Below are 21,099 nucleotides of genomic sequence, written 5' to 3' on the forward strand. Positions count from 1 at the left end.
AGTCTCATTAAAAGCCTATAGATACTGCGATGATCATAGCGATAATTGACATGACCATAAGTACTAATAGAAAACGAAAAATAAATTTAGCCCATTCAAGCCAATCAACATGAGTTACACCTAAGCAACCAATTAAGGAAGCAGAAGTAGGAATAATAATGTTAGTAAAACCATCACCAAGTTGAAACGCTAATACTGCTACTTGTCTGCTAACGCCCACTAAATCGGCTAGTGGTGCCATAAGAGGCATGGTTAATGCTGCTTGACCAGAGCCTGATGAGATAAAAAAATTAAATACTGATTGAAATATCAGCATAAAGACTGCACTAATGTTGGCAGACCAACCTTCAGCAGTACCTGCAGCATAATGTAAAATGGTATTTAATACAGAAGGACTAGCAGGATCATCGCCGCCTAGTAAAATTACAATACCTTTGGCAAGGCCAACGATTAAAGCTGCTGGTAATAAATCTTGCGCGCCTTTTTGAAATGCAGCAGATACTTGGTTCATTGACATGCGTTTCGTTATCACCGCCACTAGGCCTATAGCACAACCCATGGTGAAAAATTGACTGGCTATTTCTGGAATGTAGTAACCTTGTGTAACAACACCCCAAATAATCCAGGCAATAACTGCGACAAATACCAGCAATATAGAGATGTCTGTTTTACCAAAAACATACGCATTATCGTTGTGCAATATGGCACGCTCTTGCTCAGTTACTTTTACCTTAGTTAATGCCGCGTAGCGCATAGTAAAAATTAGCCCTGTAAGGGTGAATACCACCCAGAGTACAACGCGATATCCTGCCCCTGATAATAAAGGTACTTGCGCTATACCTTGAGCGATAGCAACACTAAATGGATTCATCCAAGACGTGGCAAAACCTATTTGAGTAGCAACGTAAGTTACCATAACTGTTATTATGCCGTTGTAGCCTAACGCTTTCATTAATGGTAGCAATACAATACAAAAAGCGATTGCCTCTTCGCCCATACCAAATACGGCGCCGCCTAGTGAAAACAGTACAAATAATATTGGAATGAACAATTTTTCAGCATGACTTGCTTTGTTAATTAATGCATGTATTGCATTAGTAATAGCTCCGGTTTGCATCACGATACCAAAGGCGCCACCGGTTATTAAAATAAACATAATAACGCCAATGGCGCTACCCCATTTATCACCAGAGACTAGGCCTTCAAATGCAAAGTTGAAAAAGCCGCTACCTCCCCCCGCAGCAAACAAAGGAACAGACATATCTTGGTCTGATTCCATGTAGGTACCAGCAACAAGTAGTTGCCTGCTGCCATCTTCTGAAGGTGAAGTGGCGAAAGTGCCTGCTGGTACAATATATGTAACAAGGCCTGCAATAAGAACAACAAAAAATAAGATGATAAAAGCATCTGGCATTTGTCTTTTAGTAATTGCTTCGTTTTTAGTATGTATTTGCATTTGGGCTACCAAATTTAATCATTAAAGATATAAACCATAGAAAAGGTTGCGATTATAACAAATCGCAACCCTTAAAAGGCAAATCCCATTACTTAATAAAGTAAGTAAATGATAAGCGATAATTTGCACCAAGTGCATTGTGGTTAATTGAATCAAAACCACGAGATGAACCATAGGCTGTTGGCGGTTCTTCATCTAACACATTGTTCAATGACAGGTTTATGTTAAAATCAGAAAAATCGTAACCAAGGTTAATATTCACTGTAGTCCAAGAATCAACTTCGCGTTCACCATTTGCGTCCAAAGCGCCAATAGTATCTAGTTCATCTAACTCACGACCTCGCAGACCTTCAATGTCATCTTCATAACTGTCAGTGTACAATGTTGTAACGCTCGTATAGAAGCTGTCTAGTTCATAACCAATGCGCAAACTTGCAATGTTTTCAGGGTAACGCCATGTGCCAGCTAACTCTTCAATTTGATCAGAACCTGGTTTGTTGCGTTCGAACTCTAAATAATGAGTCCAGTCCATATCAAAAGACAAACGACCGCTGCCAAGGTTTATATCGTGTATGTAAGTAACATCAACCCCTTTCACATTTTGTTCGCCAGTATTTTGTAGTTCAATCACATGATCGCGATATAAAGGCAATTCAGCATAGCGAGGATCGTCAAATGCAACCCATTCATCTAAAATTTGAGTTAGATTAGCGCCATCATCTTCAATAGTTAAGCCAGCAGCGTCAGTAACTAAACAAAGATCTGGGTCATAAGAAATACCAGTGCTGCCATTTGGCACTAAACCACAATGACGAAGCGCTGAATCGGTAATTGCTGCATCTAACAAAGCAGTCATATCGGTATCAACTAAATCTTCGTGTTCAAACGACCAGTAATCTACCGTTAAGGTAATGCTATCGGTTGGGCTAAAGCCAAAGCCAACACTCACAGATTCTGACTCTTCAGGATTTAGATTCGCGTTACCAAGCTCTAGTACATTTTCGCGACGTTCATCGCCAAAACCTTCACAGTATAAATCGGCGACAGCTTGATTAGAACCACAGTCAAATGCAGCTGTTGTTGTGCGAAGCTTAACTCCAGCTTGTGTTAACGATGGGGCTCTAAAGGCTGTAGACCAAGAGGCACGAAAAACTAATGAGTCGATAGGGCGATAGGTTACACCTACTTTTGGATTAAAGGTGTCACCAAAATCATCATAATCGTCGTAACGGCCAGCTAATTGCAATTCTAAATTATCAGTCAATGGCCAGTAGAATTCAGCAAACATTCCATATTGAGTGCGCTCTGCTTCAGATAAACTTGAACCAAAGCCGAATACATCAACTAGGTAACCGTTCTCTGGGCGAGCACGAGAATTTAACGATGGCACATCGGTAATTTCTTCTTGACGATATTCAACACCGAAAGCGGCACTTATGGTTTGATCGTTTAACTCAAATAGTTCTCCTGTAATTTTTGCATCCCAACCATAAACGCTACTTTCACCGTCACGAGTTGGCTTTTCTTGCGCCATAGCCAGTAGTGCATCATTGGCTGCATCACCCTCTAGAAATGGGTTATACATAGCAAGCAATTGAGAGTTGGCTGGGCAACCTAAATTTGCACCATCAAATAAAGCGGTTGAACCGTCACTACATAGCTCGCCATTTGATACCGCATGATATTTATAACGGTTATAAATACCAGCAATACCAGTTTGCTCAGACTCTGAGCGAGAAACAGTGACAGCTGATTCCCAATCCCACTCGCCAATTTCACCCGAAAGCCCCGTTACTAAACGAAATGAGTTAGTTTCAACTTCCACTGTTCGAGGAGTGCCAAAGCGAGCATCGTATCTAAAGCCCCAGAGTTCTTGGCCTGCTAAGGTATCATATGGGTCAACGTAAATGGCATCGAATAACGCATCTTGAGTATCTTGATCAAAAATCTCTAATGCAGTTTCATTTGCCCACGGACCTTCAGAGTCATCTACTTGGTCAATTGGCGCAGGCGTTGACTGACTTGTTGATTTTGTTTGCGAGTAGAAAAAGTCAGTACTCCACTGAATATCGCCAAACTCCTTGTTGTAGTAAAAACCAGCTGAGGCTGATTCAAGCTCAGTTTGCAGTAAATCATCTTCATTACCATAATAAGCACATATTTCTTCACCAAACTCAGTAGTTACAAATTCTGTTTTGCAGTTTGGTGCGCCAATTTCGTTGCCATCTCTTGCTGACCAGTAATAAATATTGGGTGTGTTTTTAGGTAGGTAGGAGTATGAGCTCTCTAAGATAGGATCTTTAGTATAATCCCTGTCTTGTGCGCTAAAGGCGTTTCTATCGAAGTAGTCTGCATACACAGTAAGTTGGCCACCGGCTAAATCAGTACCGAACACGAAGTTTAAGTTGTACTTGCCTTCATCTGTGCTTTCCATTGAATTACCGTATGAAACGTTAAACTCAGCGCCTTGGTAATCTTTTTTCAAAATATAGTTGATTACACCGGCAACAGCATCTGCTCCGTATATCGCTGATGCGCCGGTTGCTAGTACTTCAATTCGTTCAATAGCAGCTAAAGGAATAGAGTTAACATCAACAAAATTTTGGGTACCAGCTGCGAATGAGCTAGCAGCAATCCTGCGACCATTAACAAGTGTTAAAGTTGAAGATGGGCCTAAACCTCTTAATGAAGCCGCCGCTTGACCTGCTGGTGTTGAAGTTGACGTTGCGCCTGATTCTGATGTGCTAAATGAACCAGTGCCCCCTCGAGTTTGTCCGACTTGTTGCATAAACTCAGAAATGCTCGTCGCTCCAGATTTACTAATCTCTTCAGCTGAAAATACGCTTAAAGGTTGTGCGCCTTCAAGATCTACGCCTTTAATTTGAGAGCCGGTAACGGCTATACGTTCGATGTCTTGTTCTTGTGGTTCTTTATCTTCTGCAGCAAAACTTGAGCCAACGGCAAAAGTCATAGCTCCTGCTAATAACGATTTTGTAAACATTTTCATAATAATATCCCGGGTGAATTTAATATTTTTTAGCGCGAGTGCAAAGCACAGGCAAAAGGAATAAATTGCAGTCGCAGAGGGAACGTAAGCGAATTTTAGTTATTTGAGGTTAGGCAAACGAATGCCCACGACCGCATTAGAAGCTGTCGTGGTTTATTCGTCGAACCACTCAGAAAGATAATAGTTTGAGTAGTTATATGTGTTTAGCTTAAAGGCTTTCTTGTACATATAAGATTTGTCAGTTAGTATGTTTGTGCATTTATACTTCTAGTAACATTTAATTTTTAATGGTTAATAACCTGTAAGTCAAGGGTTATTTTATAGTCAACTTGAGATTTTGTTATGTTACGCCCACTACTTTTTACTTTTTTAGTACCTTCATTTCTACTATTTATATTTCTGCTTACACCAATCAAATTAAGTGCTTCAGAGCTATTAGGAAGCAAGCTTTTTTTAGTCGGTGGTGGGCTTAAGACCTGCTCATCGCAAAACCAAAAACAATGTAAGGAAAATGTTAATTTCGTTACTGCAAAGCAAGAAAGTGTTTATCGAGTTGCAGAAAATCAAACAAAATTATTTAATGATTACGCTCATCATTTTAGCGAAATAGAGCAGATAACAATTAACAACATACTACTAAAAATTAATAAGCTATATGGCAGCAAAGATATAACAAAATCGCAATTAAGAGAAAGCATAAAGAAATTTGACACACAAAAAGTTATTAACTCTCTGAATGATTTTAAATATTATTTATTGCATGATCTTATTGAGATAGGTCAGTTTGAGAATAATTTACGCACAAAAGAGCGGTCTAATCTGAAGGCTAGCAAAGACCTATTTAGCCAAGAAATTTACAACACGTTTGTTGACTATTCCCAGCAAATAGCTAACGGCAAAAAGCCTAAAGTTGTTGTATTGACTGCATCAGCAAGAGATCCGTTTGAAGCGGCAGACTTTTACCAAAGTGTTTTTGAACAAGCTGGTGCTAATAGTCAGTGGCTACCTTTAGATGCGACCTTAAATCAGGCTTGGCAAAGCCCTAATATCACTGTATGCGATAACCTAGAAAAGTTGAGGTTAGAACAAAATGGCTCAACTAACAGGGCTGTTGTTTATCCAGATTTAGTAGAGCAACAAAAGCAAGCATGTTTGAATCCGGCTCTTATATTAGAGGCTATTAAAAACGCGGATGGTGTATTTATTAATGGCGGCGATCAATCCCTAACCCGAAAAGCATTTATTAATAATGATGGGACAGAGAACCAAATTTTAACGGCTATCAAACAAAAGCTTAATCAGGGTAAATTAATCGTTGGCGGTACAAGTGCTGGTACTGCCGTTATGTCAGGCAATAGTTACTTAAATTCACCGACTGTTATGGTAAGTAACGGTACAAGTGAAGCTGCCTTAAATCGTGGGGCAAAAGCAGATATGCTACCGGTTGAAGGCTGCCAAAAAACCAATCAATGTGCTCAAAATTTATTAAATACTGATTTAACCTATAACTCACAAGGTGGTTTAGGTTTAGTTAATTTTGCCATAATGGATACCCACTTTTCTGAAAGAGGTAGGCAGGGGCGAGTCGCAGTGCTAGCTAAGCATACCAACGCAAGTTTTGTGCTAGGGGTGGATGAGGCAACTGCTGCGGTTATCGATTGGCCAACACAAGATAAACCAATACAGTTTAAAGTGATTGGTGCTAAAGGAGTGTTTGTGCTTCAGCCTAAAGCCGAAAGAGTAGCGAATATTCATTATTTAACTCGCGGTGACAGTGCTGAAATTGAAGGTAAACACATTGCGGTTAAGTTCAATAAACAAAACGCAGATATCAAACTTAAAACAAGCACTAAGACAGACAATATTTTTACAGGAGAGAACTTTAAAAAGCTCGCAAAAGGCTTTTGTTATTTAACTCAAGATAAGATTAAAGCAAGTTATCAATGGCAAGAAAAAATTCAGACTATTAGCCTTAAAAGGAATGTAAAGACAAGAACACATTCGGGTGAAACTATCTTTAAGGGGAAAAATTATTCTTATTGTAGTTACACCAATTTAGAATTTTACTTTTAAATCGTTTAAGTTAGTCATCAAAAGATAGTTATATCATCGATACTATGGATAGCGGGTTGTTATCACTGCTTTATTTTTTCTAAACAGGAAATGGAGTTATTATTTCAATTTAGAGCACGTTAATCCGTAAATTTAAAAATGGAATTTATTGCGATTAAACGCATACTTAGGTACAAATTTAATTGATGAGGGTTAGCTGTGGATATAGAAGAAAAGGATAAAGGGGTTATCGCGGTAATCCTAAAACGATTTGAACATGAACGTTATCCTAAGCTCAAGGAGTTAAATGATAAAGTCGATAGTGGTGGTGTACTTGATGAAAAAGATTTGGATTATTTAGAAAAAGTATTATCCGATTATCATCAAGTGATGGCTGTTATAACGCGTCACCCTGAATATGCAGCCTTAGCAAAAGGTGTTTTGTTAATGTATGAAGAGGTGATGAATAAATCGCAACAAAACCAAGGATGAACAAGCTTTGGTGAAATATATTGAGTGGCACTTTTTGCTCACTCAATATATTACTTGTGCTTTACCTTACTTCTTTGGCATTAACTCTAGAAGTGATAAAACCGTAGCCTCTACACCTGCTGTAACTGCAGGTTCTGGTGTGATCTTAAATAATGGGCTGTGATGACTTGGCACGGCAGGACCACCATTTTTCATATTATCGAAATCTTCTTGTGGCGTACCGCCAACTGAAAAATACACACTTGGAATGTACGGCTCAGTGGTAAAGAAGCCAAAATCTTCAGCGCCCATACCTAAGTTTGCCGGTGGAATAAGAGCATCTTCACCCATCTTGCTAGTGATAACTCCTTTTAAGCGTTGCGCTAACTTTTTATCGTTAAACGTTGGCGGAAATGCATCAGGACTTACTAACACTTCTGGTAATTTATCATCTGGCATACCTGCTGTTTTAGCTGTGCCAATGGCAACGCGTTTTATCGCATCAAGTAATTGTTCTCGAACTCTTGGATTTAAGCTACGTACGGTTAATTGCAAATGTGCTTTATCTGAAATTATGTTGTGTTTAGTACCTGAGTGGAAAGCCCCTACGGTAATTACACCGGCATCTCTTGGCGCTAATTCACGGCTAATGATAGTTTGTAAGTTAGTAACGATTTGTGAGCCAATCATGATTGGATCTTTACCTGCATGCGGGTAAGCACCGTGAGCGCCAATACCATGCACTATGATATCTACCGTATCAGCACCAGCATACGGCGAGCTTTCATCGATAGTGATTTTTCCTGCTACTGCGGCGGCATTAACATGGAAAGCCAAAGCGAAATCTGGTGTACCAAATTTATCCCAAATTCCATCTGCCATCATTGCTGAAGCGCCAGGGCCTTTCTCTTCTGCTGGTTGTCCAATAAGCATTAATGTACCAGACCATTGATCTTTTATGCTCGCCATATATCTAGCAGTACCAACTAAACTGGTGATATGAACATCGTGGCCACAAGCGTGCATTACGCCAACTTCTTCACCATTCCAGTCTTTCATTTTTACTTTTGAGGCGTTTTTAAGACCAGACATTTCTACCACAGGTAAACCATCCATATCAGCACGTACCATCACCATAGGGCCAGGACCATTTTCAAGGATTGCAACGATACCAGTGCCGCCAATATTTTCTGTTACCTTAAAACCAGCATCACGAATTTCTTGCGCTAAACGTTTAGCTGTTTTGGTTTCCATCAGAGAAAGCTCTGGGTTTTGATGAAAATGATCCCAAAGTGCGCCTAGATGATTTTTATAATCTTTATCAACAGCGTTTGATAATTCACTGGCTTGTACATTGGTTAACCCCAATGACAGTGAGCTTGATAGAAGAACTGCATAAAGTGCTTTCATTATTGTTATTCCTGTAATCTGCATTTTGATGTTGCCATTACTTTATACAGTAATTAATTAAATGTCTTGTTTGGTATGAAAAATGTTCGTTGTAGAACTAAGCTTGTCATTAATGTTATAATTTATCTCATTATTTTTGTTTTCTTTAACAGAGTCTTTATTGCACATGCGTTCATTGTTTTATTTTTTACTTTCATGGCCATTACGCTTATTAGTTCGTTGTAAAATCGTTCCTGATAATGCGGAAAACCCTCAAGATTTAAGCGATTGCAAATCTACGTTCTATATTGTTCGTCATCGCTCGGCGAGTGATCTTATAGCACTGCAGATGGCCTGTAAGAAACAAGGTCTACCTGATCCACTAGAGAATGTTGAAGTAGATGGTAAGTCATTTAGACGTTGTTTGTGTTTAGAACAACCAAGTTCTATTTTCCCTTGGGTTAAGAAACGTGAAACCAAAGCATTAGAGCAAGGTTTAGTTTTACTTAAGCATCATGAAAAAAATCCTGATGCTCAACTTAAGCTTGTACCAGCAAATATTCTTTGGGGTCGTGTACCGACAAAAGAAAATAAAGCCGATGTTGGTATGGTGTTAGCCGATGATAGGTCACCAAACTTTTTACGTAAATTTTGGATTGTATTGTTTTTAGGGCGAGATACCTTAGTACGTTTTAGTACCGCCGTGTCATTTCGTGAAATGACAGATAACCAAGGAGCTAATGAAGTTTCGGCTCGTAAATTAATGCGCGTAGCTCGTTTTCATTTTCATCGTCAAACGGTTGCCGCTACTGGCCCGCGTTTGATGGACCAACAACAAAAATTTACTGCTTTATTCGCCACTCCTGCAATTAAACGTTTAATCAAAGAAGAAGCCAAGAGCAAGGGCGTTTCTGAAGCTGAAATAAAAAAACAAGCGTTAGCAATAATGAAAGAAATTGCTGCCGATTACCGCAATACTACCATCCGCTTAGGTGAACGCATTTTAAGTTGGTTATGGAATCGTTTATACGATGGTATCGAAGTTCGTCATGCCGATAGATTACGTAAGCTATCGCAAGATGGTCATGAAATTATCTATGTACCGTGTCATCGCTCGCACATGGACTACTTGTTACTTACCTATGTTATTTATCAGCAAGGCCTAGTTACGCCAAGAATTGCTGCTGGCATTAACTTAAACTTTTGGCCTGCAGGTCCTATTTTCCGTAAAGCTGGGGCATTTTTTATTCGTCGCAGTTTTGCTGGTAACCGTTTGTACTCAACAATCTTTCGTGAATACTTAGGTTTATTGTTTAACCGTGGTTACGCCGTTAAATATTACACCGAAGGTGGTCGCTCGCGTACAGGTCGTTTACTGCAACCTAAAACCGGTATGTTAGCCATGACGATACAAAGTATGCTTAAAGGCTTAGACCGTCCGCTTACCCTTGTGCCTGTATATTTAGGCTATGAACATGTTATGGAAGTAGCGAGTTACCATAAAGAGTTAAAAGGTAGTTCAAAACAAAAAGAATCTGTTTTTGGCGTGGTTAAAGCGATCCGTAAGTTGCGTAACTATGGTAAAGGCTTTGTTAACTTTGGCGAGCCTATTAATATTAATGAATTCTTAAACAATCAGGTGCCTGATTGGAAAGATAGCATCGACCCAATTGAACCACCTAAACCGCAGTGGTTAACTCCAGCAGTTAACGTTATGGCTAACCAAGTCATGATGGAAATTAATAAAGCGGTGGCACTAAACTCGGTTACTTTATCAGCATTAATTTTACTTACGGCTAATAACAATTCACTTACTCGAAAAGAACTTGAACAACAGTTAGATTTCTTCTTAGATTTACAGCGCAAAGCACCATTTAGTGCCGATATGTTTATTCCAGAAGAGTCTGGTGCAGAGCTTGTTGATTCTTTAATAAAGTTAAATAAAGTTGATGTTGAAGATGACGATATGGGGCAAATTATTTCTTTAACGGGTCAAGCTGTTTTAGAAATGGGCTATTACCGCAATAATATTTTGCATGCCTTTATGTTACCTTCCGTGGTTTGTCGTTTATTAAAAACTTATGACAAACTTAGTACAGAAGAAATCACTGCTAAAACATTACAGTTAACGCAATTAATTAAAGCTGAACTGTTTTTATGGTTTAACGATGAAGACGTTGTTGAGCAGGTGGGTAAAGTGTTATCAATTCTTGCAGAGCAAGGTATTGTTAAACATAGCAAGGCCGATTACTGGTCAATTAATGAAGAGTGCCAAGATGCACATAAGATAAATTTATTATCACAATGTATTAGTGAAACTGTACAACGTTACACTATAGTGTCTAAATTAATTAAACAATTAGCACCAGTTAGCCGTGCTGCACTTGAAAATGATGCAACCACTTTAGCTAAGCGTATGTCGCAATTACATAATATTAATGCGCCAGAGTTTATTAATAAAAAGTCGCAAGCAGCTATTGTTAATGCATTACGTGAGTATGGATATATTGCTTCAGATGATAGTGGTTGTTTCATTGCTAATGAGTCACTAAATGATTTAGAAGAAACTATCACCCACTTAATTGAGCCAGAAGTGCTGCAAAGTATACTACACTCATAATAGAGTTCGGAAAATGAAACGGAGCTTTGAGCTCCGTTTTTGTTTCAATAAAAGGTGAAAATTTGAATTTTAAATTGTATTTATTTTGCTGTGTTTTTTGTTTCAGTGTCAATGTTAGTGCAACTACCCTTAAATTTCCTAATTTACCCGAGCCGGTCACCAATAATGCCGTAGCCTTAGTTAATACTTCCGAAGGCGACTATTTATTAACCTTTATGGGCCTGGCCAAAGAAAAAGACTATAAAGCGGTACACAATAAAGTATGGGCTCTTAAAATAGGTGAAAGAGCTTGGCAGCCTAAAACACCTGTACCAAGTTCTCTCACATTGAAAGGTCGCTTAGCATCGGTTGCCGTTAGTATTGATGAGCATGTTTATTTATTTGGCGGTTATACTGTTGATCGTCAACATAATGAAATTTCTAGTCCAGATGTTTATCGCTACAATGTACTAGCAGATAGTTATGAAAAGCTAGCTGCAATGCCGGTTCCTGTAGATGATAGTGTGGCATTAGTTTATCAGCAGCGTTATATCTACTTAGTCAGTGGCTGGCATGATGCCGGTAACATTAACTTAGTGCAAGTTTACGATATACAAACCGATACTTGGTCGCAAGCATCACCCTTCTTAGGCGTTCCTGTCTTTGGTCATAGTGGTGGTATTGCCGGTAATCGTATGGTCATTTGTGATGGTGTAGCTGTTGTTCCGCAATTATTAAACCGCCGTAAATACAATAAAGTTGCACAATGTTTAATTGGCCGAATTGATCAAACTAATCACCTTAAAATTGATTGGCAGTTACTTTCTCATCCAACGAATGAAGCGCGCTATCGGATGGCTGCAACTAACTTTGACGACAAAATCATTATGTTGGCGGGATCAACTAATCCCTATAACTATAATGGCATAGGCTATGATGGCATTCCTGCACCTGCAACGAGTAAAGCTTGGGTTTTTGATGTGCATAAGCATTACTGGCGCGTGCGTCTTGGCGATGGTTTAGACTCGATGGACCATAGAGGCTTACTTATTTATCAAAACCACCTCATTACTATTGGTGGTATGGGTATAGAACAACGGGTTTTAGATGAGGTTATCGCAAGGCCATTTACTAACAAATAATCTTCTTTTATAAGCTTTGGTACATTCTGACACGATTGTTAATGGCTTGTTGGTTATTTTTTGATCCAGATCAGAAAAGTACACCTCTGATTGGCTTAACCTAAGACCATAAGTTAAACCGATTAAAGGAGAGTCTCATGGATAACTTACAAGTATTACTTACAGACCCAATCGTCTTATTTTCTGCTGGTGGTTTAGTTACAGTTTTAGCTATTTGTACTTTTTACGTTTATTTCTTTTTAAAGAAAATAAACAACAACGAATAGTAGATATTCATATTCTTTCTCCCTAGGAAGAGTGTCTATACTGGCAGTACAATATGTGCTGCCATTTTTTTACCCATTCATTGGCAATAGCCTCCTCACTTAACCTTAATTACCCTAGCTTTTTAATTACTCTTTTGTGTATTTCTATCAGCTATCGCTACTTGCATTTACCTCATACAAGAGTAAGCTTATGATTAAGTTAATTTAAAATACTAATAAGAATATTCTATGAACAAAATCAAAGCTTTCATTAGTTGTATGTTAGTTTTACTTTTTAGTGTCAGCGCTAATGCCGCTGTGGTTTCTCAACAAGTGTTGAGTAGTAAAACATTTAAATTAAAAAATATCGAATTAGAGGCTATTTCAGGTGTCTTTAACTTTGAGTTCGATCCTAATCTTGAAAACAATAAAGTCATTGTTGATCTAGAGCGAGCGCCTAAAAATAGCAAAGGTGTAGTTACCGCCAAAGCTAATTTTTTTATTATCCAACATAAAGATCCTGCTCTAAGAAAAGGTGCTTTGCTTGAAGTAAGTAACCGTGGCTCGAAAGCGTCGTTACGTTACTTTAATCATGCCCGCAAAAACTCTTTGCCAAATAAAGCATCTGCCTTGGGTGATGGATTAATTCAAGAGCTAGGGCTATCTCTGGTTTGGGTTGGTTGGCAAGGTGATGTTACACCGAGTGATAACGCTATGCAGGCAACCTTACCTAGAATTGCAGGTTTAACTGGTTGGGCAAGAAGTGACTGGACTGTTGATAGTGCTAAGTCGCTGTTGTCTTTGTCTCATAAAAAAGGCATTGAGACAGTATATCCGGTTGATAGCGCTAGAGCTTCAGAAGCTTGGTTGACCAAGCGTTTAGGCCGAGATAACTTACGCAGCGTTGTAGCATCGAATAAGTGGCAGTTTAGCTCTGATGGAAAACAAATTGCGGGCGACTTTGAACCAGGTGTCTATGAATTAGTTTACCCAACTCAAGATCCTATTGTGGCGGGTTTAGGTTTAGCTATTATTCGCGATACAGCCGCTTATTTAAAAGATAAAGAAAGTCCTTATCTGGTGCCTAAAACTATTGCTTTTGGTGTTTCACAAACAGGCCGCTTCCTTCGCCATTTTCTTTATCAAGGTTTCAATCAGACTGAGCTAGGTTTAAAGGCTTTTGATGGCATGTTTATTCATACTGCAGGCGCAGGTCGAGGCAGCTTTAATCATAGATTTGCACAGCCGTCACGCGATGCTCATCGTATGTCGGCATTCTTTTATCCAACTGATATCTTCCCTTTTACCAGTGCCAGAATTCGTAATGATATAACTAATAAAAAGGTTGGCTTGTTAAAGCGTAATGGCGAAGATTTCTACCCTAAAATATTTTACACCAATACTGGCTACGAATACTGGGGCAGAGCTGCAGGTTTAATTCATAGCCATGATGTTTATGATGTAGCGCCATTTGCTAATGAGCGTATTTATCATATCGCCTCGGCGCAGCACTACGTAGAATCAAAAAATAATATTAAGGCTATTGATGAAAGTAAGGGGTTATTTGCTGGTAATAATCTCGATTTTAAGCTGCATTTACGTGCACTACTTTCGCATTTAACTAACTGGGTTGTAGATGATAAAACTCCACCGAAAAGCGCATACCCTAAATATGCCGATCAAACCTTAACTAACTTCTCTCACTTTCAGCTGCCTGAATGGCTAGAAATGGAAAAACCATTTAAACCGCACACTGTTTATGAAGTAGATTACGGCGAGCACTGGCAACAGGGTATAATCACTAATCAACCTCCAATGTTATTAGCTGAAATTGTGCCGCCTGTTCCTAAAGTAGACAATAACGGCCACGAAGTTAGCGGCATAAAACACCCTTTAATACGAGCACCTATTGCTACATTTATGCCTTGGTCATTACGTTATAACAAGTTCGCCAGCAATGAACTTGCTGATTTTCAAGGAAGTATTAAAAAGTGGAAAAAACAGCGTATCTTATCTCGTTATGCAAATAAGAAGTCCTACTTGAATCATCTTAATAAGATGAGTCTAAAAGCACTTTCACAAGGCTGGATTTTGGCTCGTGATGTGAGCAGAATTCAACAGCAGGGTGCTTGGTTGTGGGATTGGAGTATGGATCAACCTGAACCTTTATATCCTGCCTTAGAAGAGTCATCGGAATAGGCGTAGATTTACTGGTACCCTATTATGAAGGGTCGGATAAGAGCGATTAAGAGACAACCCTCCCTAGGTAAAAATAATGTATTTAATGGAATTTATAATAGGTTTGGGCATCTTTCTTCTTATTCTTTTCTTAATACCCAATAAAGACAAGAAATTGAGAAAGCAGTTTGATTTGCCAAAACAAGAAATGTCTGAGCAAGTTCACGGAAAAAGAGTACGACTTCAAGGGCAAGTAAAAAAAATAGTAAGCCTACAAACGCCTATATTTGAAGAAGAGTCTGTAATTTATCAATCATCTGTTTTCAAACTCAGAGAGCTTAGCAAAAGAGACAGTGACCTATGTACAAAAGAACATGATTGGAGCCTTTTTAAAGACGAGAAAAATAAGGAAGATTTTTTAGTTGAAGGGCAAGGATGGTATGTACTTGTAAAGGTCAATAACTCTATTGATTTACTTAATGCAAATAAAAATGATATTAACCAAGTTGATACATTAATATCTAAGCTTAATAAGGGTGATAAAACTTTCGAGCACATTAAAAAGAATCTCGCTCAATTTTTGGAAAAACACAATGTAGCTAGTAATCATTTCTTAGATGAAAAATATGAACAACTAAGAGCTAAAGAGCAGTTTCTTTGTGATGGGCATCACGTTACAGTGGTCGGAAACTGTATTGTTGACGATGCGGAAAACTACCCTGAATTAAAAGGGCACATTCATCCGCAAACGAAAAAAGTCATTGTAGTTTCAAGTGGCGAAGTCCCTGTTTACTTAACCGATGATATGAATATTTTATTCGGTTAACTTACTTCATCTATGGCATAAATGGCACTTTTCAGCCGGTCACCGCATTATCAAAGAAGATCCTGAAACTAGTTCAGGAAGTAGATTTTCTATCCACGGTACGCTTCAGGAGGTCCCCGATGTCGCTTGAACTCCTAGAGGATGACGGTGTACTTTCTCTACTGCTGTTGATGGCACAAAACTGCTTCTCAGCACGTTCAATGAAACCCTCTATTTGCATGTGAATGTGCTTTTAAAGTTGCATTGAAAATTATTTTTTTATCATAATCCAAGTGTTAGCGTAATCAGGTAGGTGTTTATTGGCCTGATGGTAATCACTCCAGCCAAAGTAGCTATCTACAAGAAAGTCTAACTGGAATAAATTGTTATCAAAAGCACCACCAGTGTCGGCGAGAATACCCATTTGGCTGACAGATTCACTCCCTTGTTGGTAATTAATCATGATCAGTTTACCTAGGCCTAATTGCGCTACGTTACCTGCAAAAGTAACGTGAGGTTTAACGGCAATTTTATTTTCAATAGTTTTACCGTAACCCATAATTGATGGCACTTCGGCAAAGTACCAATACCTTGCTTGCTCGGTTTTTCCAATCGAATAATCATAACTAATGTCATTATTACGGTGCACATTAAAGTAGCGAGTTTTGCCGTCAATTTTTAACACGCCTGTACCCTGTAATAGCACATCATGCAAACTATCTTCGCTGATCCATACCAAAGGCTTGGCTAAGTTATTACTATCGAGTACGCCATTAATCACTTGTTGGCGAGTATATTTAAAACGAGTTAATTTGTGTTTTTGTAACTCGGCTTGCTCAAGAGTTAAGTGCTGCTCATCAAATGGAATTGCATAAAGAGCTTGGTTAAACTCAGCAGTCTTTACTGCGCTTGCCTCTAATAACTTAGTGTAATACTTGGTAATGAACAGCTGCTCATCAGGAATGTTGTTAAGTAACCTAGTTTTAATTTCGTTGGTGCTTGTTTTAGCTATGTTATCTGCCGTAGTTTTATCTGGGTACCAGCGATAAAAATCAAAGTTTTGTTTTAAAAATTCACTGTTTTGCATACGGCTTTGTTGCTTAGCTCGCACATCTGTAACATAAGTTTGGCAAATAAATGCCAAGGTCTGGTCTACTTTTTCTAAGCTTATATTTGCATCAAATATTTGCCCTGAATGCACACCATAAGAATCGGTCTTGTGGTTATTAGCAAAATAGGTGCGAGTGTTTTTAGCAACAGTGCATAAATCGCTAGTTTTGAATAACTTAACTTGGCCAATATCAGGCATAGGTTCAAGGACAAATTTACCGCTATTAGCAAAGGCAAAAGAGTTGATGCCACAAAGCATCAACAACATAATTTTTAATTTTAGTTTCATATTAATTAATCAGGTTTTTATTCTTGATTTAAGACTTTTTGATTTAGTATTTCTTGATAAACGCGGTTTGCTTGCTGATGTTCGCCTTTTAGCTCTAATAATTGCGCGTAGCTTTGCATATCATCAGGGTGTTGCTCAATTTTTAATAAGGTTATAAAAGCTTTTTGAGCTTTATCGTAATCCTTTGCGCTAACACTTAAGTTGGCTAATGCACTTAACCATAATGTGTTATCTGGCTGTTTAAGCAAGATCTTTTGAATGTTTGCCACTAAGTGTCCAGGCTGTTCGATATTGAGCTTACTTAAGGCTTTAATAAAGGTTGGTGAAGCACCTTTTTTAATTAAAGGCAGCACCAAATCATCGAGACGATCAGATAAGCCGTAGGCACTTAAGCAGTGCGCATAAGCTAAGATAATACCTTCGCTTTGTCTTTCTTTACGGCTTAAGCCTTTATAATATTTGGCTACGGCTTCTATACTTTGTTTTTGATTAAGCTCGCTAAAGTAACCAATGTTCGCCTTAAGCTCCCAATTGGTTACTTCATCGTTATTAACGCTTTTGTCTTTTTTTACTTGCTTAAGCAATTCTATGGCTTTTTCAAAACGTTGTTCTTGCAAACAAAGCTCAATATCAACACCTAATAAGCGTGCATCATGGCCAATTAAGGTGTGATTTTTGTCTAAAATTTCACGAGCTTTAGTGAACTGTTTATCGGCTAAATTTAAGCGCGTGGCAGCGAGTAATGTTTCGTAGCTAAAGTTTTCTTGTGCTTTCGGGTGTTCACTTATAAATTTTAAGTAGTTTTCGGTATTAGCGCTTAAGCCTTGTTTATGGCTAGCATCGGCTGCGATTAACCATGCACTATTTGCTAACTCTGCTGTTTCAGCACATTTGGCCATTAATTCTTCAGCTTGTTTATAATCACCTAAAAGGTATGCGCTTAAGCCTTTTTGAAATTGCTGTTTGGCTTTAGCTTTGCTGCTAAAAGCCATTTTGCGCCAAGTTTTTGAACTAAATTTAAAACCAAGGCGAAAGCCCCAATATAAAAATATAAAAATAAAAGTGGCGATTGTTAAAAATATCAACGCACTTACTACGGTAAGCTCGTAAGTTAAATCACCCATGGCAATGAGAATATAACCTTTCTCATCAATTAATAATGGCGCAAAGGCAATTAATAATAAGAATAAAGAAAACTTTACAATAGTGCGGATCATGCCTTAGCCTCCGCCGATTGTTCTGGTTTTACTGTTTGCTTACTTTTTTGTTCTGGTTCAGCTTTTTCCGGCATTGGCTCATCATTTACTGTAGATGGCTTAAGTGTCGACATTTTCTTTTTAGGTGCGTTTGATGTTGGGGCTCTATCCATTATTGCTCGCAGCGCTTGTTGAGAGCTTAAAGATTGTGGATAGTCGACATTAACAGGCATACTTTTAAGCTCGACTAAGCGGGCATTAAACTGTTGAGTTTGACTTGCTGTCATATCAAAGTACATGCTCAACCATTGCTGAATATTAGTAATGCTTGCTACATATAATTTGCTGTCTCTCTTACTCGCAGCCCATTGTACTTGCTGAATTTTTAAATCTAAGTTGTGGTAAAGATTTTGCTCAAATTCAGGCTCCATCAATGGCTCTACATCACCACTTCTACGACGAATCGTAATAAATTCAGCTTTAAATTTTTCCCAGCTTTTAGCTAGGTTAGCTTGCCAATCATTAATGTCAGTAGAAAGAGCGGTACTTTCCTGCAACTCTGTCTCTTCTGGTAATTGTACTGATAATAACGGTAATTTCTTAATTTGCTGAGCCAAACCCATGAAAGTCATAATAACTTCATCAGTTTTTAAAGATGGTAGTAATTTTAATTCTTCGATGTCGTTACGCAGTAGCTGTCGAACTTCAAGTAAGCGAGGGTCCTTTAAATCAGCTAAACGCTGATCGGCATCCTGCATTAACGAAATCGCCGTTTTAGTGTCTTTTTCTAACCATAAAACTCGGCCAGCCATACGTACTAGATATTCAGCTTCGGTAACTTGCCAGTTATTTGGTTGACGCTCTAAAATCAGTTCGATTTCTTGTTCTAACTCGGCAATTCGACTGCCGCTGCGCTTTTCAACTTCGCGGATCATCTCGGTGGCTTGTTGCTTAGATTGCGCTTGTAGGCTACTAATTTGTTTTTGTAAGTGGCGATCTAATTGTTCGATGTTAGCCTGTATTTTACTGTCGACTAATTGTGCATTTTCAGCATCAACTTGCTGCTGCCACCAGTAATGACCGCCAACGCCAGCACCTGCAGTTAAGGCTAGCAAAACAGCGAATACGGCTGTTTTTGAAAGCTTTTGTTTACCAATTAAGTTAGGCGTAGTGCTTTTCGTAGATGCTACTTTGCTAGTTACTTTTGAGCTAGCTGCTTTTTTGTTTTTTGCCGCTTTAGCGCTTGTATCACTGACTTTTTCTTTACTGCCAAGTTTGGCTTGTGCTGCTATTTTAGTGGCTTGTGCAGCACTTATTTTGGGTTTTGTAGTATTAGTTTCGGAAGCTTTACCAGATTCAGTCGCTTTACTTGCTCCTGCATCTAAATCATTACTGGCTTTTTTGTTGTCTTTATCGGTCATAATTCACTTCCATTGACCAGGCTGAGTTTGCAATTGCCTGATATATTTTTAAATTGTTTGCCCCTTGGGCATTAATTACATTTACTAAACCTAGCGATTTAGCGTTAGTTTCAATACGAGAACTGGCAACTATCCATAAGCATTGCTTGAGCCACTGAAAGTGTTTTACGTATTGATTTAATTGCATAAGTAATTCATTGCTAGTGATCACAATACAATTAATTTCGGCTTTTCGCCATTGTTCAATTGTATGCTTTTGATCTAAGTCTAACCAACAGCGCTGATATATTTCATTATAGGCGACTTTTGCGCCTCTAAGCTCAAGCTGTTGCTTTAAATATTCTCGGCCGCCATTACCGCGTACAATCAGTATAGTTCTGTCATCAACATGCTGAAGTTCGGCTAAATTTAATAACCCTTCACTGGTGTGCTCTTGTGGCACAATGACTTGTTTCAATCCTGCCTGGATTAAGGCTTTCTTAGTTGCATCACCAACGGCAATAATGTGTTTTGCTTGGCTTAAGTCATCAATAGAAACCGTGTTAAGCGCATACTCAACAGCAGCTTGGCTGATAAATATTATCGTTTCACTAATGCTAACTTGCTGTTTTAAAAGGGAATGGTCTTTGCCTGATTGATAGGCGAATAAAGGGGTAATCACAATGTTATTAGCCAAAGGGGTTAAATCTTTGGCTAATTTTTGTGATTTTTTTAACGGTCGGGTAAGTAAAATATTTAAATTATTTTTGCTCATATACCTGTTTTAAAATATCGTTAGCGCCCAAGTCTAAAAGCTGCTGTGCAAGTGTTGTACCTAGCGCTTGCGTATCGTCAGCTAAATCACCAGAAATTTCACTGTGTAAAATGGTGCTGCCATCAATTGCGCCAACTAAACCACGTAGGTGTAATTGCTCATTATCTATTACTGCATAGCTACCAATTGGTACCTGACAACCACCTTCAAGAGCACGGTTCATAGCGCGTTCAGCTAATACTCGAATACGAGTTTCTTTATGCTCAAGCGGAGCTAGTAAGTTTTTAACACGCTCATCATCAATGCGACACTCAATACCAACAGCACCTTGGCCATTGGCTGGAAGCATAACTTCAGGGGCAATGAATTCTCGAATACGCTCAGGCATTTCTAAACGAATTAAACCAGCCGCTGCAAGAATAATTGCATCGTATTGGCCGTCATCTAACTTGGCTAAACGAGTGTTTACATTACCGCGTAAATCGCGAATATCTAAATCGGGGCGTAATGCTTTTATTTGACACTGACGGCGTAAGCTTGAAGTACCAACTACCGCACCTTGTGGTAAATCGGCTAAACAGGCAATAGTATTTGAAACAAACGCATCACGAGGGTCTTCACGCTGACAAATTACTTCTAAACCTAAACCTTCTGGAAATTCAACCGGTACATCTTTCATTGAATGTACGGCAATATCCGCTCGGCCTTCAAGCATGGCAACTTCTAATTCTTTAACAAATAAACCTTTGCCACCAACTTTTGATAATGGCGAATCAAGAATAATATCGCCTTTAGTAACCATAGGTACTAATTCAACGGTTAAGTTAGGGTGAAACTTTTCCAATTCAGCTTTAACAAATTCCGCTTGCCATAAGGCTAAGGCGCTTTTTCGAGTAGCTATTCTTAAGGTTTGTTCTGTCATTTTGTTCTCGTGTTCAATTTTTAAATTTATATCTTTAAATAATTAAGATATTAATTGCTCATT

General features: G+C 38.6%; 15 protein-coding genes. 7 read left to right on the forward strand and 8 right to left on the reverse strand.

Going from position 1 to position 21,099, the window contains the following annotated elements; translation table 11 throughout:
- Positions 1-7: 7 nt before the first annotated feature.
- Positions 8-1,456 (reverse strand): putative basic amino acid antiporter YfcC, encoded by a 1,449-nt coding sequence (gene yfcC / locus FNN08_RS11295; protein ID WP_143585813.1) that lies wholly within the window; start codon positions 1,454-1,456, stop codon positions 8-10.
- A gap of 88 nt (positions 1,457-1,544) precedes the next feature.
- Complete coding sequence (locus tag FNN08_RS11300; RefSeq protein ID WP_143586002.1) at positions 1,545-4,457, reverse strand: TonB-dependent receptor domain-containing protein; 2,913 nt, start codon at positions 4,455-4,457, stop codon at positions 1,545-1,547.
- Positions 4,458-4,805: 348 nt separating this feature from the next.
- Between FNN08_RS11300 and FNN08_RS11305 the strand changes: the two genes are divergently transcribed.
- Together FNN08_RS11305 and FNN08_RS11310 are read left to right on the forward strand one after the other, a co-directional pair.
- Positions 4,806-6,536: a cyanophycinase gene (locus FNN08_RS11305; RefSeq protein WP_143585815.1), complete on the forward strand. Its 1,731-nt coding sequence runs from the start codon at positions 4,806-4,808 to the stop codon at positions 6,534-6,536.
- A 198-nt stretch (positions 6,537-6,734) separates the two neighbouring features.
- Positions 6,735-7,007, forward strand: coding sequence for a hypothetical protein (locus FNN08_RS11310; protein ID WP_143585817.1), 273 nt, complete (start codon positions 6,735-6,737; stop codon positions 7,005-7,007).
- A gap of 66 nt (positions 7,008-7,073) precedes the next feature.
- Here FNN08_RS11310 and FNN08_RS11315 read toward each other — a convergent pair whose 3' ends face one another.
- Entirely contained in the window at positions 7,074-8,396 is a 1,323-nt protein-coding gene (locus FNN08_RS11315; RefSeq protein WP_143585819.1) for an amidohydrolase, read from the reverse strand.
- Between the two features lie 166 nt (positions 8,397-8,562).
- Between FNN08_RS11315 and plsB the strand changes: the two genes are divergently transcribed.
- The 5 genes from plsB to FNN08_RS11335 all read left to right on the forward strand — a co-directional run bounded on the left by plsB (position 8,563) and on the right by FNN08_RS11335 (position 15,365).
- Positions 8,563-10,995 (forward strand): glycerol-3-phosphate 1-O-acyltransferase PlsB, encoded by a 2,433-nt coding sequence (plsB, locus tag FNN08_RS11320; protein WP_143585822.1) that lies wholly within the window; start codon positions 8,563-8,565, stop codon positions 10,993-10,995.
- Positions 10,996-11,057: 62 nt separating this feature from the next.
- Positions 11,058-12,116, forward strand: a complete 1,059-nt coding sequence (locus tag FNN08_RS11325; protein WP_260679329.1) for a Kelch repeat-containing protein — start codon at positions 11,058-11,060, stop codon at positions 12,114-12,116.
- A gap of 137 nt (positions 12,117-12,253) precedes the next feature.
- Positions 12,254-12,382 (forward strand): hypothetical protein, encoded by a 129-nt coding sequence (locus tag FNN08_RS16535; protein ID WP_260679330.1) that lies wholly within the window; start codon positions 12,254-12,256, stop codon positions 12,380-12,382.
- A gap of 228 nt (positions 12,383-12,610) precedes the next feature.
- On the forward strand, positions 12,611-14,560 hold the full coding sequence (locus FNN08_RS11330) for an alpha/beta hydrolase domain-containing protein (RefSeq protein ID WP_143585824.1): 1,950 nt from the start codon (positions 12,611-12,613) through the stop codon (positions 14,558-14,560).
- Between the two features lie 76 nt (positions 14,561-14,636).
- The gene (locus FNN08_RS11335; RefSeq protein ID WP_143585826.1) at positions 14,637-15,365 is read left to right on the forward strand and encodes a hypothetical protein; all 729 of its coding nucleotides are present in this window, start codon (positions 14,637-14,639) and stop codon (positions 15,363-15,365) included.
- 250 nt (positions 15,366-15,615) lie between these two features.
- Here FNN08_RS11335 and FNN08_RS11340 read toward each other — a convergent pair whose 3' ends face one another.
- The 5 genes from FNN08_RS11340 to hemC are packed head-to-tail and all read right to left on the reverse strand — an operon-like array spanning position 15,616 to position 21,036.
- Positions 15,616-16,743, reverse strand: a complete 1,128-nt coding sequence (locus tag FNN08_RS11340) for an MltA domain-containing protein (RefSeq protein WP_143585828.1) — start codon at positions 16,741-16,743, stop codon at positions 15,616-15,618.
- A 17-nt stretch (positions 16,744-16,760) separates the two neighbouring features.
- Entirely contained in the window at positions 16,761-17,960 is a 1,200-nt protein-coding gene (locus FNN08_RS11345; RefSeq protein ID WP_143585830.1) for a heme biosynthesis HemY N-terminal domain-containing protein, read from the reverse strand.
- Complete coding sequence (locus FNN08_RS11350) at positions 17,957-19,360, reverse strand: uroporphyrinogen-III C-methyltransferase (RefSeq protein WP_143585832.1); 1,404 nt, start codon at positions 19,358-19,360, stop codon at positions 17,957-17,959. The genes FNN08_RS11345 and FNN08_RS11350 overlap by 4 nt, the downstream gene beginning before the upstream one ends.
- Entirely contained in the window at positions 19,350-20,114 is a 765-nt protein-coding gene (locus FNN08_RS11355) for a uroporphyrinogen-III synthase (RefSeq protein WP_143585834.1), read from the reverse strand. Before FNN08_RS11355 ends, FNN08_RS11350 begins: the two co-directional genes overlap by 11 nt.
- Positions 20,101-21,036: a hydroxymethylbilane synthase gene (hemC, locus tag FNN08_RS11360; protein WP_143585836.1), complete on the reverse strand. Its 936-nt coding sequence runs from the start codon at positions 21,034-21,036 to the stop codon at positions 20,101-20,103. Before hemC ends, FNN08_RS11355 begins: the two co-directional genes overlap by 14 nt.
- Positions 21,037-21,099: the final 63 nt, after the last annotated feature.

The sequence above is a fragment of the Thalassomonas sp. M1454 genome, assembly GCF_007097525.1.
In the GTDB taxonomy this organism is placed as follows: domain Bacteria; phylum Pseudomonadota; class Gammaproteobacteria; order Enterobacterales; family Alteromonadaceae; genus Thalassotalea_A.

Excerpts from the sequence above, each read along its gene's own strand:
- yfcC (WP_143585813.1), bottom strand. The coding sequence starts at position 1,456 with ATGCAAATACATACTAAAAACGAAGCAATTACTAAAAGACAAATGCCA.
- FNN08_RS11300 (WP_143586002.1), bottom strand. The coding sequence starts at position 4,457 with ATGTTTACAAAATCGTTATTAGCAGGAGCTATGACTTTTGCCGTTGGC.
- FNN08_RS11305 (WP_143585815.1), top strand. The coding sequence starts at position 4,806 with ATGTTACGCCCACTACTTTTTACTTTTTTAGTACCTTCATTTCTACTA.
- FNN08_RS11315 (WP_143585819.1), bottom strand. The coding sequence starts at position 8,396 with ATGAAAGCACTTTATGCAGTTCTTCTATCAAGCTCACTGTCATTGGGG.
- plsB (WP_143585822.1), top strand. The coding sequence starts at position 8,563 with ATGCGTTCATTGTTTTATTTTTTACTTTCATGGCCATTACGCTTATTA.
- FNN08_RS16535 (WP_260679330.1), top strand. The coding sequence starts at position 12,254 with ATGGATAACTTACAAGTATTACTTACAGACCCAATCGTCTTATTTTCT.
- FNN08_RS11330 (WP_143585824.1), top strand. The coding sequence starts at position 12,611 with ATGAACAAAATCAAAGCTTTCATTAGTTGTATGTTAGTTTTACTTTTT.
- FNN08_RS11335 (WP_143585826.1), top strand. The coding sequence starts at position 14,637 with ATGTATTTAATGGAATTTATAATAGGTTTGGGCATCTTTCTTCTTATT.
- FNN08_RS11340 (WP_143585828.1), bottom strand. The coding sequence starts at position 16,743 with ATGAAACTAAAATTAAAAATTATGTTGTTGATGCTTTGTGGCATCAAC.
- FNN08_RS11345 (WP_143585830.1), bottom strand. The coding sequence starts at position 17,960 with ATGATCCGCACTATTGTAAAGTTTTCTTTATTCTTATTATTAATTGCC.
- FNN08_RS11350 (WP_143585832.1), bottom strand. The coding sequence starts at position 19,360 with ATGACCGATAAAGACAACAAAAAAGCCAGTAATGATTTAGATGCAGGA.
- FNN08_RS11355 (WP_143585834.1), bottom strand. The coding sequence starts at position 20,114 with ATGAGCAAAAATAATTTAAATATTTTACTTACCCGACCGTTAAAAAAA.
- hemC (WP_143585836.1), bottom strand. The coding sequence starts at position 21,036 with ATGACAGAACAAACCTTAAGAATAGCTACTCGAAAAAGCGCCTTAGCC.